Origin of the sequence: Streptococcus sp. A11, assembly GCF_043674225.1 — a bacterium.
Lineage (GTDB): Bacteria > Bacillota > Bacilli > Lactobacillales > Streptococcaceae > Streptococcus > Streptococcus suis_V.
This window is the reverse complement of record NZ_JBIMJS010000003.1, coordinates 137461-155408: the sequence shown is the minus strand read 5'-3', so window position 1 is coordinate 155408 and position 17948 is coordinate 137461. Positions and strand designations below refer to the sequence as shown.

The following is a 17948-nucleotide window of genomic DNA, read 5'->3' as shown; positions in this document are numbered from 1 at the left end:
ATTATCCTTTTTTATTACGTACAAATTCTAAAATATTTTCATAATCTTCTACATAGTCGACTTCTGCCCAAAAATTCCCAGTAACAGGCGAAACATAGATTGGTTCTTTCTCTGTCATAGAATACAAAATTTCTTCCCACCATTGACCATGTTCCTGACGATTAATCTTGTCTAAAAGTTTCTCTTTGAACTTAGGTAAAAACTCTTTACGAATGATTGCAGCTCCAATATATTCACCCGTAGTCTCCTCAACAGTCAGGTCTTTACCATAGCGCATCAACGTATCCGATTCATAGTAGAATTTATAGTCAGCCTCTTCTTTTCGTGATTCATCAGAAAAAAGAACTGGTGACTTTTTCTCTTCCAAAATCTTGTCTAACGTGTTAGTATCTAAAAATACATCCGCATTCATGATAAACAAATCATCATCAAGTTCTTCCTGTGCAAACCAAAGGGAAGCGATACTATTCGTCACATCATAGAAGGGGTTGTAATAAAACTTCACATCATAATTTTTCAACACTTCACGAATAGCATGTTGCCGATAACCAAGAATAATTGAAATATCATGGAAACCGTAATGATTAAACATAGAGATTGTATATTCAATCAATGTTTGATTTTCCGTTAAATTAACCGTACATTTCGGTCTGTCTTGAATATAGCGACTAATTCGAGTTCCACGACCGGCAGCGAGTAAAATAATTTTCATTACTTAATAATCCCTTCTTTTTGTAACTGTTCTAATGCACTAAAGAGTGTATCATAGTCGCCTTTTGTCAAATGTCCAATGTGTCCTACACGAAACACTTCATCACTCAAGGCACCGCCATTGGGACAAACCCAAATATTAAATCGGCTCTCTAATTCTTTAAATATTTGTCTTGCAGACACTCCAACAGGAACTCGCAGTGCTGTGACAGCATTTGATTTTGAATCTGTAATAAATTCAAAATTATATTTCGCAATACGATCTCGGAAATATTTTGCCAAATCATTAGACTGTTGAATTTGTTTTTCAATTCCAACTTTTGAGATTCGTTTCAATTTATCGTGTAACTGTAAAATGATTCCAACTGCCGGAGTAAATGGTGTTTGACCACGCTCCCCATCTTTCAGAGCCCGTTTTAAATTTTGATAGTAAGTTGGACTTTCATTATGATTAATCCGCTCTTGAGCCTTTTCAGAACATAAAATTAGAGAGAGACCTGGTGGCAAAGCCAGAGCCTTTTGAGAACCAGTAATTAAGATATCAATATTAAACTCATCAAATCGAATTTCATCAGCTAAAAAAGCGCTAATCGCATCTACCACAAAGAACAAATTGTTTTTCTTACATAGATTACCAAGCATCTCAATATCGTACAAAACACCAGATGACGTTTCGTCTGCATTGACAACTAAGCCAGTAAACGTTGCAAGATCAATATTTTCAAAATGGTCTAGCGTTACTGACTCACCAAATTGCAAATTAATTGCCTCGTAAGGAATTCCATAGCAGTCAGCAATTTCACAAAATCGTGTACCAAAACTACCACCATTGATGATAAGCAATTTATCTTCTTTAGTAAAGCAATTTAAAATAGTCGCATCCATGGCTAATGTTCCTGAACCAGTCAATGTAATCAATCTTACTTGATCATTAGCTAATGCAAGACTCCTCACCATAGTTTCATTTTCCAACATGATACGGGAAAAGTCATCTGTTCGGAAATAGGGTACTTCCTCTGCACCTAATTGCTTTGTTTCTGAGTCCATCATAACTGGACCAACTGAAAAGTTTAACATATTATGCCCTCTTTCTAAAAAAATTATAAAGTTCCCAAAAATCTTTTTTAAATATAATGTAAATAAATCCAATGTAAGCTATTATAGATATCAGTATTAAAATAATGTCCATTCCGAGATTACTTACTACAACTAGCTTCATCAAATAGATTTCGATAATCAAAAAGAATGTCGCGACAATTGGATGCAAAACAGATTGAATCATCCTGAAATTTAACCTAGAGTGCACTTTACGAACAAAGAACATTGTCAACAAAATCTGTACAAAAACAACTAAAAGACGCGTGACTAAAAAAGTATGAAAACCGAATTGTGCACCAGCAAAACAAAATACTAAAATAGCAATTAATTGAGCAACCTGTGATATAAACAAAATTTTTGGCTTTCCAAGTGCCTTAAATGTCTCACCGTTTATCAAAATAAATACAATATTTAATCCGTAATAAATAGCGATAATTCCTAATACATCGGCCGATGGAAGCCAACTGCTACCAAAAAGGATCGATACAATCGTTTTTCTAAATAAAAACATTCCAGCGGACATTGGAAATACTATATAGGCTGCTAACTTTGCAATTAGTGAGTATGTATCTTCAAAATAATCAGGTTTATTTCTAAGAGATGACAGAGTTGTAAATACAACAGACATAATAGTCGCACTTATGATGGACATGATTGAAATGACCATATTTGAAGGGTTTTTAAATAGACCTAATTGATAAGTTGAGAAATAAATTGATACAAAGAAGGTATCAACCCAGATTATCATCCAATATACAATCCCTTCACACATTGACCAAAAACAAAAACTATATATTTTTTTCAAAGTTTCAACAGGATAAGAAAACGTTGGTCGCCAGTCAGAAAAATATAATAAGACAGCCGAATTAATCAACGCATTTAATAAGTTCCCAATACAGACAGCCCAATACGATTTTAAAGTGAAGGCAAGAGGTAAAGTGATAAACAATGGAACTAGAGTGTAGAGCACACGTACATAAAAATGTATTTTAAACTTAAAACGCTTTTTAATAAGAGCATTCTGAATAGCAGAAAAACTTGTAATAATTATATTAAGACCAGCGATTCTAAGCAATAATTCCTTTGAACTTCCGAAAAGCAATCGACTTACTGATCCAGAAAAAACAAAAATTATAGTATAAATCAGAACTGATAATATAAAATTACTCCAAAATGAAACGTTAAATACGTCATTTTCCTCTTTACTATCATCAAAATGATGGTGGATTACATATTTAGAAAAACCCGAATCTGTAAAAATATCACAGAAACTTAATAGCATTGTAATAGATGCAATGACACCAAAATCTTCAGGAGTTAGCAAACGAGCTAGAATCATCGTTGTAATTGGACCAATCAATTTAGAAACTATTTCTGCTAATGAAGCCCACTTAACTGACGAACTAATTACGTTATCATCAACTGTATTTTCTATTTTATACATCTATTTTCTTACCCTCTTTACTTTGATCATATATTTAGTTATAAAATATATGATTATCAAACTAATCCATAACATTGGGTCAAATATCTTTAGAATAACACCATCTGTCCTTCCCCTTGGTGTACGTAAAAATGCCATAAATATAACAAAGGCAATTAAAAATTTATAAGGAGATTTTAATGAAAAATCTTCTAGCTTAACAAATAAAAACGAATAAATTATGTTAATAATAAATAATCCGAGCCAACCAAAATCCAAATATACTTCTGCAATATAACTGGAACCTCCTCCGATTCCCAAAAGATATTGAGATTTGTACAAAATATATGATAAAACATCTGATAAACTATTCCCGTTAATTGCCTTTTCAACGCTAGCACCGCTATAATATATCGTTCCAAATAATTTACTACCAATATTTTTATTAAAAAACGATATTGTTGAGTCTAACGAATAAAATCTATCTGTGGGTATATAGTTACTATATTTAAAAATCCTTTTAGGTATATTAATGCTAATACCTTGATCAAAGCTAAACTTCGTTATTAATTGAATTGGACTCGTTGTCTCAACTGACTCATTAAAGCGAAGATTATTATAAGCTGATAGCATAGCAATGATAATGAATCCCAATATAACATAATATTTTAAACTTCTTTTACGAATCCATTTTTCAGACTCAGACTTAGCCAAACTATTCCTAAGAATAAAATAAGTCAATATTGATAAAATACCAATAACAAATTCAAATCGAGCCCCTGTTCCTAATGTTAAAATTAAATAAATAGTATATAACATCAATGGAAGCCTGACTTCTTTTTTGGTAGGTAATGTTCCTAAAAATAGATAGAAAGCAAATGGCGCTATGTCTCCTATTTTTTTTATGATTGTTGGAACTTTCGCCTCAACATCAACATATATACTGGCATAACCATTTTGAATAACATAAAATATTGTTCCTAAAACAGAAATAACTAAAAATACAAAAGTTGATAAAAATAACACTTTACTAGCTAAGCGAACTTTTTGTATACTAACACTATCTGCATTCATAATTTGCATATTCCTAGATATCGATTTACCTAGTAGAATATAGGATGAAACTAAAACAATTAAACTAAATAATACTATTTGTTGTCCTGAAATGCTCTCTTGGAGAGTAAAACGATAGGGTTCCTTGAAAATACCAAGAATTATTAAAAGACTTCTTCCAATTAAAAAATTAAAAAAAGCCAAAAGGTAAATAAAAAAGAATACTCTATTATAAATATCTAAGAGACAATAAATAATTCCAATTCCCCACATCGTAACAATAGCATATACATAAAGATTTTCTGATTGATTAACATAAGCAGTAATAACTAATATCATTTCTACAATCATCAAAGCTGAAAGTAAAATAAAACTATTTTTCAAAACTAGATTTTTCTGCATATTTTGCTTTAAACCCTTCCTTTATGATTGCAATAATCTTATCAAATTCCTCTTCTGTTACATCTTTTACATGATCATTAACACACACTATTTTCTTTTTAGAAGTTTTGACAAACTGATGAACTTTCTGTGCATCATATTCGTTTTCAACTAAGAATCTACGTCCAAAATTCACACTACGTGGAAAAAAACGATTACTAGCAACCTGCCAATCTTTTACCAACCACTGGTTTACGTCTGTCTTAAAATTTCTAACTCTATTTAAACTAGTGTTATGTAAAAGTTCCGTTTCTTTATTCCAAATTTCTTCAAAGGTAGATTTTAAAAAGGAAGTATGTAAATGATGCTCGTAGAAGCCAACAAATCGTCCCCATGGAATAAAAATTAAATTTAGTAGGTTTAATAAGCCATAGCGATAGTTAAACCAAGAAAAAAGATTTGATTTTATGACTTGATGCTTTTTAAAATGTTGATTAATGATACTTGTATTATTAATCAACAAACTTGAAATTGCGTCATATCTAGCAGGTGCAACAGGATTTTGGATTGCACATTCCCTTGGCAAGTCATTGACAAAAAAATCAGCTGGCTTTACCTCATTCAACAAGAAAAAGTCATCATTAAAATACACGAATTTTTCAGATAAATCATTAATTCTATGTAAATTGAGTTCTATGACATGAGAAGAGAAAGTGGGTAGATATTCCTTTGGAATATAATCCTCATGTTTTACGATAACAAGTTTAGGATGATCAATATTTAAAAAATCAGGTAAATGCCCATATGTTATAAAATAAATTTTATTAACCCATGGAGCATTTTTTTCAATTGCTCTAAACCAATACTTGAGTAATCCCCAATCACGATAGTCATTATCAATAAATATCTTGTCAGAGTACTTTAGACGATCTTTTTGCCAAACTTCATCATAACCATCAACCCATGGAATTACAAAATCAATTTTATTCATATTAAACCCTTTATTATTTCTTAAATAGCAAATCAATACATGTATTTGTTGCATCTCCTCCATACTGAACATGCTTCGATTTAAACATTCTAGTTTTTTCTATTTGCTCATCAAAGTTAATATGGACAATACGAGATAGTAAATCATCTTCTGTTCGGACAACACCATTTGGTATCTCTTTTTCTAAATCGTAATAGAACCCACGAATTTGTGCATATTCTTCATAATCATAGCCAAAACAAAACATTGGTTTTTCCAAAATACAATAATCTAACTGTATACTTGAATAATCTGATATTAAAATATCTGTAATTATCAGCAAATCATTAATCTTAGGATAATCAGTATAATTGAGCAAAAAATCATTGAAAGTGACATCCATTAGTTTTGTTGTATAAGAATGCGTCCTCAACAGCAACACATAATCATCTTTCAACTCATTCTCCCATTTCTTCCAATCAATTGGTGGAGTCAACTCATAATTGTCACCTAAATCGTTACTATCACGCCAAGTTGGGGCATACAATATAACTTTTTTATCTAACGGAATACCAAGCCGATTTTTTATTTCTGCAACTTTTTCAGCCGAAGCAGTATACAACTCATCATTTCTCGGTAAACCTGATGGAATCATCGCTGAATCACGAGTATTAAAGGCCTTTCGGTAAATATCAATTTCACTATCATTACTATAACACACATAGTTTGTGTTAGACCAGTCAAAATCGTTACGTGTACCTACATCATTTCCCATTTTATTGATAGCTATACCATGCCAGGTATTTAGAAAAATTGTATTTTTCTTTTTAAACGAAAGACCTCTCTCAATATTGACACTGGTAATCCAATACTTAGCCCTTAAACAAGTCAAAAAATATTCGAAAGTATCTGTTTTTACTTCTAAGTGATTTCCAGGTATATGGTTTTTATAAATATCATCAACAGCCCATACTAGTTGATAATCGCTAAACGAAGAATCTTCAATCATTGCTTCATAAATCACCCTTGGACTATCATTATACTTTCTTGAATGTGCCGAGAACAAAACCAATTTATCATTCGTCTTCACAAACACCCCCAAAAACCTAAATAATGTTGAAAAAACAACTCTATATAAATATAAAAGAACATAGCTATGTTTCAACATATAATCAATTTTCTTTTTCATAATTCCTCATTTACACATAAAAATCTACTTTTCTGACAAAATAATGGACGTTTTAAAATCAACAACTTGGTAATCAAATTCATATTGAGAAAGTTGCACATCATACGTTAAATTACCAAATAACTTTTTAATCTGATTAACAGATTTCAATCTCCTAATTAAGGGATTGAAAAAAGAAGTCAGAAAAGTATTTTTCTGATGAACGCTTCTAATAGTTTTAACTAGACTTGAAGTGTTCACATATTCTTTATTTTGCGGAAAATAAAGACCTGAAAGTTCTAAATCAATGGTTTTTTTTACAAATTCAAGAAGATTATCGATGTAAATCATACTTCTTTGATTTTCTATTTTTGGAAAAACTAGGGTAATTTTTGCCAATTTTGATAATCTGGTGTAATTTCCAGTAGCTTTTGGTCCATAAACCATAGGAGGTCTCAAGATAACTATCTTGAAGGTAGATGTTTCTAGTTTTTTAAGTCCTTTTTCTGCTGCCAATTTACTCTTACCATAATACGTAGATGGTTTTTCTTCTGTTACCCTTGTAATATACTCTTCCTTATTTCCATACACGCTCATGCTACTTAAAAAAATAAATTGTCTTACCCCAGCATTTTTTGCTTTTTCAGCTAACCTTACAGGTAAGTCTCGATTTACTTCATCATACAATTGTTTATCTATTTTCTTTTCATTCTGATGAACAATTGCCGCAACATGAAAAATACTATCATATATTGAAAAATCAGTATTTATCCAGCTAGGGTCAACCATATCCAAAGTATCTACATGATACATATTTTTAGATTCCTTAAGCCATTTTTCAAGGGAAGTACCAATATATGAATTAGCACCTGTAATCAATACTTTCTTCATCTACTTGCCTTTCTTTTGACCCGTTCCACCTTCAACAACACCATCACTTTTTAAAACACTTACAAATGTTCCAAAAAAGCTCTTGATGTCAAACCATAAATTCATTCGTTTAACATACTCTCCATCAAGTTTTGCCTTGATATCAATCTCAAGCTCATCTCGCCCATTGATTTGAGCCCATCCTGTCAATCCTGGTCGAATATCATTTGCACCATATTTATCGCGTTCTTCAATCAGGTCATATTGATTCCAAAGGGCTGGCCTTGGGCCGATAATTGACATCTCTCCTTTAAAAATATTGAATAACTGAGGTAATTCATCTAAACTTGTTTTTCTCAAGAAGCCTCCCACTTTTGTAATCATAGCTGTTGGTTCTTTCAGTAAGTGGGTTGGCATATCACTTGGAGCATCTACATACATCGAACGAAACTTATAAATCATGAAGTGAGTTTTGTTTTTTCCAACACGTTTTTGTTTAAATAAAACAGGTCCTTTTGAATCCAGTTTAATAGCAACTGCAATCAACAAAAACACAGGACTTAATACAACAATTGCAAGTCCCGAAATGACCATGTCACTAACTCTTTTTAAAATTGGATACATCCTAATCTCCCTTAATCCTAAAATACTCAAAATACTGATTACATCAATCTTGTGCCGTCAGACAGGTTTCCAGCAAGTAGCCATTCTGCTCTCCCTACTCAACTTAGTCACGATAGGAACATACTTCATCTCATCTCCAATGATTAAAGGAACATGCCCATGCTTGAGACCTTCCTTAAACAGGATCAGTCGTTCCACTCGACCACTACAATCTTGAAGAGAGTGGATAGGTTCAAAACGTACATGAAAGTGAAGACTATCCTCAAAACCAATCGTATTAGTCTCATAGATATACCGTGTCTGGTCATTCTTCAGTTGACCACCTTTAACTGGTTTGAATTGAAAGCCAGCTCTATCTACACCTTATGGTAAAGACTACCTTCGACTCTGTTATCTTATTCTCTCCATAATCTATGACCTAACATATCTTACTTCATGAAAGCATTTCAACCTTCCTAGAATTTAAATCCCATTTAAACTCTAGGAAAGTAAAAATAACTTTTACTTTCTTAATCTTGTCGTGCGAAGTCAATCAAGACATTTTTCAATTCAACCTTATCTAGGGACAATAGGCGATCGATAAAGTCTTGGACTCGTTCCTTATCCTGATTGGTCACTCGACCAACGAAGATCTTTTCATGAACTTGTTCACTGATACGCTCTTCTGTTGATAAAAGCTCCTCGTAGAGCTTTTCACCAGGACGAATCCCAGTCTCTACTATCTGAATCTCTTCTTCTGTGTGTCCACTGAGTTTGATGACCTTACGGGCCAAGTCCAAGATGTGTACAGGCTCACCCATGTCCAGGACAAAGACCTCACCACCATTGGCCATGTAGCCAGCCTGGATGACCAATCGACTGGCCTCCGGAATGGTCATAAAGTAGCGGGTCATGCGGTAGTCCGTGACCGTCACTGGTCCACCGTTCTTGATTTGTTCCTTGAAGAGCGGTACCACACTACCCCGGCTTCCGAGTACATTCCCAAATCGGACTGCTACAAACTGGGTCTTACTGTCTCCATTCAAGCCGGTTACAATCATTTCAGCCACACGTTTGGTCGCTCCCATAACATTGGGTGGATTGACCGCCTTGTCCGTTGACACCATGACAAATTTGTCAACGCCTGCTTCTTTTGCAGCCTCTGCCACATTCTTGGTCCCAAAAATATTGTTTTTGACCGCTTCATGTGGATTGAACTCCATCAGTGGAACATGCTTATGTGCCGCTGCATGATAGACAACGTGGGGCTGGAATTCCTTCATGACCGAGAACATCAAGTCTCTGTCTTGGATATCAGCTATGACAGGAATGAGTTCTATTTCTTCTCCATAGAGACTCACCATCTCCCGATGAATCAGATAGATCGAATTTTCCCCGTGACCGACCAAAATCAGACGATCCGGCTTGAACCGTGCCACCTGTCTACACAGCTCCGAACCGATAGAACCTCCGGCTCCAGTAACCAAGACCGTCTTATCCTTGAAATAACTGCGTAATTTTTCCTGATCCAAGACCACTTCAGGGCGGCCCAACAGATCTGCAATATCAATCTCCTTGAGGGAGCTAACTGAAATATTGCCCGCAATGATGTCCTCTATACTAGGCATGGAATTGACCTTAACGTTCACTGAATTACAGATTTCGACTAAGGATTCTCGCTCTTTACCGGGTAATGATGGAATGGCGATGGTGACTTGCTCAATCTCCAAATCCTTGACCAAAGCTGGTATGTCCGTGCGATTTCCGATTACCTTGACATTGCGAATATAGCTATTGAACTTACTTGGATCCGCATCCACAATACCTACCAAATCAAAATCCAACTTGCGCTCGATAACGGTATTGATGAAAAGCTGTCCTCCATCACCAGCACCAACAACCAGAGTACGAACTGGCCTTCGTGTATTTGACTTGGACTTAGACTTTCTATCATGGATGGCACGCCAAGTTAGACGGGGTACCACCATGAAGACAAAGGTCAAAATACTTGAAGTGAGAATAAAGCGATAGGAGAACGTTTGCCAAAGGAAGAAGGATGAGAGCAAGAGAAAGCCATAGGCCATCGCTACGCTTAATCCAATCTTAAAGAGTGACTCATAGTCAGTGTAGCGTGTAATAAGTGAAAAGACCTTCAAGTAAATAGATAGGGCTAGGTAGACAATGGTCACTAGAACAAATCCAACTTTCAGCTGTTCATTCGGCAAGTCTATAATAACCCCTAAAAAGAGCATACTCAATACAAAGGATAGGGCAATCGACATGAGATCGAATCCCAATAAAATGATTCGTTTTACTGATCGTGACATATCTCTAAATTACCGATTGATTAGGTCTATTTCTTTCCGTAGTTTCCATAATTTCCATAGGCACCGTAAGCACCGTATGAACCGTATTTTTCCAACTTGGTGTCAAATTTATTTAAGATAACGCCAAGGAATAGAGTCCCTGTTTGCTCGAGTTGCTCTTTGACTTTTTGTAGAGCTTTCCGTTTGATTTTTCCAGCTTCTGCCACTGTCAAAACAGCATCACACTTTTGAGCAATGATGGCTGCATCAATGACCATCCCAAGCGGGGCACAGTCGACGATGACATAGTCGAAATAACGACGGAGGGTCGCAAGGAGGTTTTCGAAATTCTTGCTTTGCAAGAGGGCTGTGGGGTTTGGCGATATCTTCCCTGCCTCGATGACAGTCAGATTTGGAATGTCTGTATCACAGAGACCTTGGGAAAGGTCCGTCGTTCCTGCCAAATAGTCCGTCAAGCCCGTAATCTTAGTTTTTGGCTTAAAGAAGCCAGACATGACGGAATTACGGATATCGGCATCCACCAATACAGTCTTATAGCCCGCACGCGCATAGGCCGCCGCTAAACTGGCTGAAGTGGTTGACTTTCCTTCATTGGATTGGACAGACGTAATGGCCACTACCTTGATATTCTCTCCACTCAACTGGATGTTGGTACGGATTGCATTGAAATACTCTTCCGTCTTTTTTAATAATACTTTTTTATTTCTAGACGTTTCTAATACTGCCATGATTCTCTCCTATTTCAATTTGGCTACATCTGGTACTACACCAAGCAATGGTAAGCCCATATTTTCTTCAATGTCCTCTGGGCGTTTGATGCGGTCATCCAAGACTTCTTTCACCAGAACCAAGGCCACTGCTAGAAAAGCACCAACCAGGAAGCCTAGGACAATATTGCGCTTGGTGTTTGGTGTTGAAGGATGCTCAGCCGGGCGTGCTTCTTCCAAGGTTGTCACATCGCTAACCTTTGTCACATCGATAATTTTTTGTGCTGCTTCTGCACGAAGTCCATTGGCGATACGAGCCGCTTCATTTGGATCTGCATCTCGCACTGTGATCGACACGATACGGGTATCAACAGGGATACTAACAGAAACTTTGTTAGCCAATTCCTCATCAAGGTTTAACTCCTCAGTAACCTTTGATAATACATCCTGAGAAAGGATGATTTCCTTATAGTCTTTTACCAGATAGGTACCCGCTTGGAGTTCTTGAGCCGTCAAGTTTTGACCACCATCTGCCACCTTATTGACCACGTAGATTCGAGTGGTACTGTCATACTGAGGTGTCGCAACAAAAACGGAGTAGGCAAATGTCACGGATACACCCAACAGGGCACTCAGAAGGATTAAAAACTTCTTCCGCCATAGATTTTTCAATAGATACAGAACGTCAATTTCCATAACATTCGATTCTTGGTTGTTCATACTGTCTCCTAAAGTTTAAAGTTTATTTTGCATAAGGGCAATTGGATTTTCTATAAACAAGGCCTTGGCACGGTCGTGTCCGTACTCTTTCTCAATGAGTTGGAAGGCCTGGTCCATATAGGGTGGCCGACTGCTTGTATTGTGCATGTCACTTGCCACAAAGTGCACCAGTTCGTTGTCTAAGAAGTATTGGGCCCGTTGTTTATAGGTTTTGTGCCGATCTCCAAATAGTTTGGGTTTCAAGACACTAGTACTATTGATCTGCATGTAGGCCCCCATGGCGATGAGATCTGCAACTTTTCCACCTTCACCCGCCAAAGCATCGTAACGTTCGATATGGGCGAGAATGGGAGTCAAGCCCAACCGCAAGATGTCACGCACAGCTTCCTGAATTTTTTTGTAGCTAGTTGACCCGCTAAATTCAATCAAGACGCTGCTAGAATTTCCATAGGTCGGTAGTTCTTTTCGTTCCAACTTTTCAATTACACCATCCGTGAAATAAATTTCCGCCCCATAAAAGAGAAACAAATCGTCCGAGATGGTTTTTGCCAGTGCTTGAACTTCTTTAAAGTGCTTAAAGATTGTCTCTTCTGGCGTTTCAAACATGCCTTTTCGGCGATGAGAGGTGGCTACGATACCGCGCACCCCTTGTTGATAGCTGAGCTTTAAGAGCTCCAAACTTTCTTCTGCAGTTTTTGGACCATCGTCCACACCAAATATGATATGTGAATGAATATCTAACATCCTATTCTCCTGACATGACTGCCTGCATAGCTGCTTTCATTTGGTTGAGGCTTTCTGGATTGACCTCCATCATATACAATTGATAACCTGGCATTGCATATGAGGGCAAGAGACCTGTGCTTCCAGTACCTTGCAAGGCTTGGGATTGAACTGTGTAACTGCTACTGCTTTCCATCTGGGTATTGACCAATTTCATCATGGTTTCCAAACTCATATTGGTCTGGATTGAATCTTGTAGGTTGTTGATGATGGATTGGTAATTGGTTAAATTTTCGGGTCTGCTTAATTTTTGAATGAGAGCCGCAATGACTTTCTCCTGGTTTTTTCCACGGTCATTGTCACCGCCCTGTAGCGAATAGCGTTCGCGTACAAACATTAAAGCTTTTTCGGAATCCAAATGGATGGTTCCGACAGGGAAATCATGACTTCCTTTGGTAAAAGCCTGGTCGTTGACGACATCCACCCCACCTACGAGGTCAATTAATTTTAGGAAGGAGGTAAAGTTCACACGCGCATAGTAATGGATATCGATGTCATAAAGATTTTCCAAGGTATGCATGGAGGCTTCTACCCCGTAAATCCCTGCGTGGGTCAATTTGTCTTTTTGATTTTGCCCACCATCTGCAATCGCAACATAGCTATCACGAGGGGTGGTGGTTAAGAGTACCTGCTTGGTTACCTGATTGATGGTCATGATGATATTGACATCCGAACGGGAAACGGTCGAGATTGGCCCATAGGTGTCAATGCCGCTGATATAGATGTTCAAGACATCACCAGTCGGTTGGTTGACTGCTGTTTCAACCTTTTTTGTCAAGGTGAAACTGTAGATCTTTTTGACCTTGGTGTCAAAGTCTGGGTCTTCCGCAGACAGGATATCTGCAAATACTCCGTTCAAGACCATGGCCTGACTCTCACCAGCAAGCATCTTCTGATAAGCATCCAGATAGGAATCCGTTTTAGTTGGTGTCAGAGATAGTTTTTTTGTCAGAGACAGGTTGTCCAACAAGGCTTGGATATTGTCGCCGTCATTTCCGGTAGGCGCCAACAATTCTGTCACTTGACTGATATCCGAGACCTGGCTATCTGCAGGAACCAGAACACTCATCTCATATTCAGAATAGGTGGCGTTTGAATTCAACTTGTTCGAAAGGTTGACGATACTCTGGACTCCATAGAGACCGACAGAACTAACGACAAGGCCTAGAATAAGCAGGAATGCGGTCACTACTTTAGCTCTTTTTCCTAAAATAAGGAACAAACAAACAAGTCCCAAGATAATGGCCAACCCAGCCAGGACCAGGTTGAGATTGCGAAAGGCAAGAATGTCATACCGAAACACTTGATACAGTAGGAAACCAACTGCTCCTGTGTAGAGGATGAGCAAGGTTAGGTTTGCCCAATGCAGCTGGTTTCTTCGGGATGATGTTTTTGTTCGACTCATGGTAATTTAACCCTTTCATTCAAAACTGTAACATTACTATTATATCACAAGTTCTGTGCCTCTTCTAACAAATTACTGCCCTAAGTTAACATTTTTGTTACAAAACACACATGTAATGGTTTTCAATTGGTCTTTCTGACAAAAACAAGATTCAATTGATCGGAAAGTTCTGCCTGATAAGAAAATCCATCAACGGTAACCTGTTGAAGAGCTTCCAATTCAGTAATCCCTTCCTTGGCCATCACAGAAACAAGGCGTCCTCTGCCCTTTTTTGAAATGGTTGAGTGTACCCTTCGTTTGCCATCCTTTTCCTCCATAAAGGTCACCCGGACTAGTTTTTTCTGAATCTGGGGAGAAAATACCTGTTCAAATTCAGAAGAAGCGAGGGATAGGATCCAGTCTTCTTCTTCAACGACTTTGTCAAAGGCCGGCCGCCAGTATTGCTTGAGGGATTTCCCTTCCACTTTGATCCCTGCTTGAAAATCAAGCCGATGGGGAGAAATAAGGTGGTCCGGGCTGATGAGCCCATACAAGGCTGTAGCTAGGAGGACATGTTTTTTTAGATAGACCTCCTCATCTATTGTCAGGTCTCTTCGGTCCATATACCGGTACATCAATCCGTCGTACAACAACCAGGCTGGATAGGTTTTAGCTTGCTTAGCTTCAATCCGCTTCCAGCGATCCAACTCCAATCCAGCACGGTCATGAGAGATTTTATAAAAGGAAGCTAATTCTTCCTGCTGGAATTGGCTACAGGTTTGAGCGACCGCTAAACTGGTTGGGTCCAAGGGCTGAAAGGGATGGTTATCAATTGTGGTATTGAGTTCTTTTGCATTTGGAAGTATGATTTTCATATTTCTAGTATACCACGAATGGTAAGGGTAGACACTTGAAAACACGCGCCACTTGTTCACAGAACAGTTTTATACTATACTAGGACCATAGATCTGTAGGGGGACAGTTTATGGAGAAATATAAGCAAATCATTCAAGACATTCTAGACGGAATCGAACGACAAGACTATAAGCGGGGAGAAAAACTACCCTCCATTCGCCAATTAAGTCTGCAGTACGAGTGCAGCAAGGATACTGTTCAAAAGGCTATGCAGGAACTCAAGTATCAAAACAAGATTTATGCGGTCGAAAAAAGTGGCTACTATGTTTTGGATGACCGCGACATTTTAGAAGAGCCCATTGATCTGGATCTGACTGATTTTGAAGAACTGCCTTATGAGGACTTCCGTATTTGTTTACACCAAAGTTTGATTGGCCGTGAAAATTACCTCTTCAATTATTACCATCAGCAGGCCGGTTTGACAGAATTAATCACATCTGTTCAACTGCTCCTAATGGACTACCATGTCTATAGCCGAAAAGACCAATTGGTCATCACTGCTGGAAGTCAACAAGCCCTCTATATCCTGAGCCAAATGGATTTTGGTCCCAATCGAACCCATATCCTCATCGAGTCTCCTACTTATTCTCGAATGGAGGAATTGATTCGCCAACAAGGCCTGCCTTACCTGACCATTCAACGCAGTATGGAAGGGATTGACTTGGACCGATTGGAAAGTCTTTTTCAGACCGGAACGATAAAATTTTTCTATACCATTCCACGTTTGCATAACCCACTGGGGACAAGCTACGATAGAAAAACCATGGAGAGGATCGTTCAACTTGCCAAGCGCTATCAGGTCTATCTCATCGAAGATGACTACTTGGCTGATTTTGATGGAAACCGTCAACTACCCTTACATTACCTTGACAAGAACGACTTTGTCGTCTATATCAAGTCATTCTCACCAACCTTATTTCCAGCTCTACGGATAGGTGCCGTTAGCCTGCCTCCCCTTCTCCTCGATGCTTTTTTAACCTATAAAGGATTGATAGACTACGATACCAACCTGATTATGCAAAAGGCACTTTCTTTGTATATCGATAATGGGATGTTCACTCGTAACACGCAGCAGCTGCGGGAGCAGTCCTTAAATGAAGAAGTTCAACTACACGATTTGATTAAAAAATATCCTATTGCTTATCCCTATCAGGTAGTGCGTGACCAGTTAATCGTTCAATTTCCAGATAATCCGAGAACTGCAAGACTTGAAGGACGATACCAGCTTATCCGTAACGGTACCTTTGCCTATCTTCTCCTCCGTCTCCAGCCACATCTTGAAGACACATTAAAAGAGCTTAGCACCTTCTACAAGGACTAAGCTCTTTATTCTTATTTTAAAGGATAGCTTCCTACCTTTCCATCAAGGAAATCCAGTTAGCAATGAGCCGGCAAGTAAGATGCACTCCCTCCTGCTTAACCACCTACACATATTGTCCAGTGCTTCTATCTCTCATACCCCATCAAGAGGCCGCCCTCTTCTGCATAGAAAGAGCAAAGGCCGGAAGTCGCAACTTCTTCGATACTGGCTTCTGGATAGGTTTCCTTAACCAAATCCGAAAATTGTTGGAAGAACTTATCGTTATTACGATGAGCCATAATGATGCGTCCGCCCTTATAGCCAGCCTTTTTCATTTCTTCCCAAGCTGCGGTGACCGATTTTTTGTGGCCACGAGCCTTTTGGAGCAATTCCAACTTGCCCTCGCTACTAGCTTCTCCCACCATACGGATATTGAGGAGACCAACGACAGCACCTACTAGTTTACTCAGTCGACCATTTTTCACCAGATTGTCGACCTTAGCCAAAACAAATAGCAGTTTTGAACGCTCCTGGTAGGACATAATAGCATCCACTAGCTCTGAAAATTCCAAACCTGTGCCAATCAAACGGTTAATTTCATCCACCAATAAGTCCATCTCGCCTCCAGCTGAAAGACTGTCGATCAAATGAATCTTGGCATCTGGATGTTCTTCCAAATACATATCACGGGCAACACGAGCCGCATTAAAGGAGCCAGACAAACCACCGGTAATCGTCACAACGATAACATTTTTTGCACCTGAAAAAGCCTCCTCATAGGCCTGAGTGCTAGGACAGGCAGATGTCGCTGCCTCAGAAGTTGACTGCATGACAGAGACCATCTGATCAATATCTAGACTCGCATCATCAACAAAGGTCTGGTCCCCTATCTGAATACTCAGGGGAACACTGACAAACTCCGTATCCGGCGCCAACTGGTCCAGTTGACGGTAATCACACCCAGAGTCTGCAACAATTTTCCATTTTTTCATGTTTTTTTCCTTATATTCTTACTTTTTTCAGCGATTTTTATTTGACAAGCAAAGTATCTTTCCTTACAATTATATCATGAATGGAGACCATCTGAAAGCATTTACTTTCAGATGTCACAAGGAGGATCCTTATGTCAGAGTGTAAGATTTCGCCACGGTCATTGAAAAACCTGACCAAGGCCAACCAGGAGATGAATCAGTTGACACGAGAGTCGATTGAAACTGCCCTACTCTTTTTAATGGAAAAAAAAGACTTAAAACAGATTTCCATTTCTGAATTGGTGAAAAAAGCTGGCGTATCTCGCAATGCCTTCTACCGCAACTACAAATCCAAGGAAGAAATTTTGGAAATCTACTACGAACGGACTTCCAGCAACCTTAAAAAGAAATGGCATGATTTGCAAGATAAGGTTCAAAAAGATGGCGTCAAACAAAGTTTTGCAGATTTTGTCCAAGAACAAAAACGCAAGGCAGAACAAAGCAAAACCTTTTCCAATGTCAGTCAATGGATCAAAGACAAGACCAAACGAGATTAATGTCTCG

16 protein-coding genes and 1 pseudogene are annotated in these 17948 nt (G+C 37.9%); 2 read left to right on the top strand and 15 right to left on the bottom strand.

Annotated features, from left to right (window positions below; all coding sequences use genetic code 11):
- Position 1 precedes the first annotated feature (1 nt).
- The 14 genes from ACHBIF_RS03135 to yaaA form a co-directional block, all read right to left on the bottom strand.
- Positions 2-712: an NTP transferase domain-containing protein gene (locus ACHBIF_RS03135; protein WP_394718601.1), complete on the bottom strand. Its 711-nt coding sequence runs from the start codon at positions 710-712 to the stop codon at positions 2-4.
- Positions 712-1788: a pyridoxal-phosphate-dependent aminotransferase family protein gene (locus ACHBIF_RS03130; RefSeq protein ID WP_394718599.1), complete on the bottom strand. Its 1077-nt coding sequence runs from the start codon at positions 1786-1788 to the stop codon at positions 712-714. Before ACHBIF_RS03130 ends, ACHBIF_RS03135 begins: the two co-directional genes overlap by 1 nt.
- 1 nt (position 1789) lies before the next feature.
- Positions 1790-3253 carry a lipopolysaccharide biosynthesis protein gene (locus tag ACHBIF_RS03125; protein ID WP_394718597.1) on the bottom strand — a complete coding sequence of 488 codons (1464 nt, stop codon included), beginning with the start codon at positions 3251-3253 and terminating at the stop codon, positions 1790-1792.
- Positions 3254-4687 (bottom strand): O-antigen polysaccharide polymerase Wzy family protein, encoded by a 1434-nt coding sequence (locus ACHBIF_RS03120; protein WP_394718595.1) that lies wholly within the window; start codon positions 4685-4687, stop codon positions 3254-3256. It lies immediately after the preceding gene.
- Positions 4659-5657 (bottom strand): stealth family protein, encoded by a 999-nt coding sequence (locus ACHBIF_RS03115; protein ID WP_394718593.1) that lies wholly within the window; start codon positions 5655-5657, stop codon positions 4659-4661. The genes ACHBIF_RS03120 and ACHBIF_RS03115 overlap by 29 nt, the downstream gene beginning before the upstream one ends.
- A gap of 13 nt (positions 5658-5670) precedes the next feature.
- On the bottom strand, positions 5671-6825 hold the full coding sequence (locus ACHBIF_RS03110; RefSeq protein WP_394718591.1) for a CDP-glycerol glycerophosphotransferase family protein: 1155 nt from the start codon (positions 6823-6825) through the stop codon (positions 5671-5673).
- A 24-nt stretch (positions 6826-6849) separates the two neighbouring features.
- Entirely contained in the window at positions 6850-7695 is an 846-nt protein-coding gene (locus tag ACHBIF_RS03105) for an NAD-dependent epimerase/dehydratase family protein (protein ID WP_394718589.1), read from the bottom strand.
- A complete protein-coding gene (locus tag ACHBIF_RS03100) occupies positions 7696-8298 on the bottom strand; it encodes a sugar transferase (RefSeq protein ID WP_394718587.1) in 603 nt (200 codons plus the stop codon). It lies immediately after the preceding gene.
- 509 nt (positions 8299-8807) lie between these two features.
- On the bottom strand, positions 8808-10604 hold the full coding sequence (locus tag ACHBIF_RS03095; RefSeq protein ID WP_394718585.1) for a polysaccharide biosynthesis protein: 1797 nt from the start codon (positions 10602-10604) through the stop codon (positions 8808-8810).
- Positions 10605-10630: 26 nt separating this feature from the next.
- Positions 10631-11332 (bottom strand): tyrosine-protein kinase, encoded by a 702-nt coding sequence (locus ACHBIF_RS03090; RefSeq protein WP_394718583.1) that lies wholly within the window; start codon positions 11330-11332, stop codon positions 10631-10633.
- Positions 11333-11341: 9 nt separating this feature from the next.
- Positions 11342-12031, bottom strand: coding sequence for a YveK family protein (locus ACHBIF_RS03085; RefSeq protein ID WP_394718581.1), 690 nt, complete (start codon positions 12029-12031; stop codon positions 11342-11344).
- A gap of 15 nt (positions 12032-12046) precedes the next feature.
- Complete coding sequence (locus ACHBIF_RS03080; protein ID WP_394718579.1) at positions 12047-12775, bottom strand: CpsB/CapC family capsule biosynthesis tyrosine phosphatase; 729 nt, start codon at positions 12773-12775, stop codon at positions 12047-12049.
- Position 12776: 1 nt separating this feature from the next.
- Positions 12777-14219, bottom strand: coding sequence for an LCP family protein (locus ACHBIF_RS03075; protein WP_394718577.1), 1443 nt, complete (start codon positions 14217-14219; stop codon positions 12777-12779).
- 122 nt (positions 14220-14341) lie between these two features.
- The gene (gene yaaA / locus ACHBIF_RS03070) at positions 14342-15073 is read right to left on the bottom strand and encodes a peroxide stress protein YaaA (RefSeq protein ID WP_394718575.1); all 732 of its coding nucleotides are present in this window, start codon (positions 15071-15073) and stop codon (positions 14342-14344) included.
- Between the two features lie 110 nt (positions 15074-15183).
- Between yaaA and ACHBIF_RS03065 the strand changes: the two genes are divergently transcribed.
- The gene (locus tag ACHBIF_RS03065; protein WP_394718573.1) at positions 15184-16434 is read left to right on the top strand and encodes a PLP-dependent aminotransferase family protein; all 1251 of its coding nucleotides are present in this window, start codon (positions 15184-15186) and stop codon (positions 16432-16434) included.
- Between the two features lie 125 nt (positions 16435-16559).
- Here ACHBIF_RS03065 and ACHBIF_RS03060 read toward each other — a convergent pair whose 3' ends face one another.
- Complete coding sequence (locus tag ACHBIF_RS03060; RefSeq protein ID WP_394718570.1) at positions 16560-17405, bottom strand: DegV family protein; 846 nt, start codon at positions 17403-17405, stop codon at positions 16560-16562.
- Positions 17406-17536: 131 nt separating this feature from the next.
- Here ACHBIF_RS03060 and ACHBIF_RS03055 point away from each other — a divergent pair.
- Positions 17537-17794, top strand: a pseudogene (locus ACHBIF_RS03055) (TetR/AcrR family transcriptional regulator); the annotation flags it as partial.
- Between the last annotated feature and the right edge of the window lie 154 nt (positions 17795-17948).

Bases quoted from the DNA above. Each gene is read 5' to 3' on its own strand.
- ACHBIF_RS03100 (WP_394718587.1), bottom strand. From the start codon at position 8,298: ATGTATCCAATTTTAAAAAGAGTTAGTGACATGGTCATTTCGGGACTT.
- ACHBIF_RS03120 (WP_394718595.1), bottom strand. From the start codon at position 4,687: ATGCAGAAAAATCTAGTTTTGAAAAATAGTTTTATTTTACTTTCAGCT.
- ACHBIF_RS03090 (WP_394718583.1), bottom strand. From the start codon at position 11,332: ATGGCAGTATTAGAAACGTCTAGAAATAAAAAAGTATTATTAAAAAAG.
- ACHBIF_RS03130 (WP_394718599.1), bottom strand. From the start codon at position 1,788: ATGTTAAACTTTTCAGTTGGTCCAGTTATGATGGACTCAGAAACAAAG.
- ACHBIF_RS03135 (WP_394718601.1), bottom strand. From the start codon at position 712: ATGAAAATTATTTTACTCGCTGCCGGTCGTGGAACTCGAATTAGTCGC.
- ACHBIF_RS03125 (WP_394718597.1), bottom strand. From the start codon at position 3,253: ATGTATAAAATAGAAAATACAGTTGATGATAACGTAATTAGTTCGTCA.
- ACHBIF_RS03085 (WP_394718581.1), bottom strand. From the start codon at position 12,031: ATGAACAACCAAGAATCGAATGTTATGGAAATTGACGTTCTGTATCTA.
- ACHBIF_RS03065 (WP_394718573.1), top strand. From the start codon at position 15,184: ATGGAGAAATATAAGCAAATCATTCAAGACATTCTAGACGGAATCGAA.
- ACHBIF_RS03080 (WP_394718579.1), bottom strand. From the start codon at position 12,775: ATGTTAGATATTCATTCACATATCATATTTGGTGTGGACGATGGTCCA.
- ACHBIF_RS03105 (WP_394718589.1), bottom strand. From the start codon at position 7,695: ATGAAGAAAGTATTGATTACAGGTGCTAATTCATATATTGGTACTTCC.
- ACHBIF_RS03075 (WP_394718577.1), bottom strand. From the start codon at position 14,219: ATGAGTCGAACAAAAACATCATCCCGAAGAAACCAGCTGCATTGGGCA.
- yaaA (WP_394718575.1), bottom strand. From the start codon at position 15,073: ATGAAAATCATACTTCCAAATGCAAAAGAACTCAATACCACAATTGAT.
- ACHBIF_RS03110 (WP_394718591.1), bottom strand. From the start codon at position 6,825: ATGAAAAAGAAAATTGATTATATGTTGAAACATAGCTATGTTCTTTTA.
- ACHBIF_RS03115 (WP_394718593.1), bottom strand. From the start codon at position 5,657: ATGAATAAAATTGATTTTGTAATTCCATGGGTTGATGGTTATGATGAA.
- ACHBIF_RS03095 (WP_394718585.1), bottom strand. From the start codon at position 10,604: ATGTCACGATCAGTAAAACGAATCATTTTATTGGGATTCGATCTCATG.
- ACHBIF_RS03060 (WP_394718570.1), bottom strand. From the start codon at position 17,405: ATGAAAAAATGGAAAATTGTTGCAGACTCTGGGTGTGATTACCGTCAA.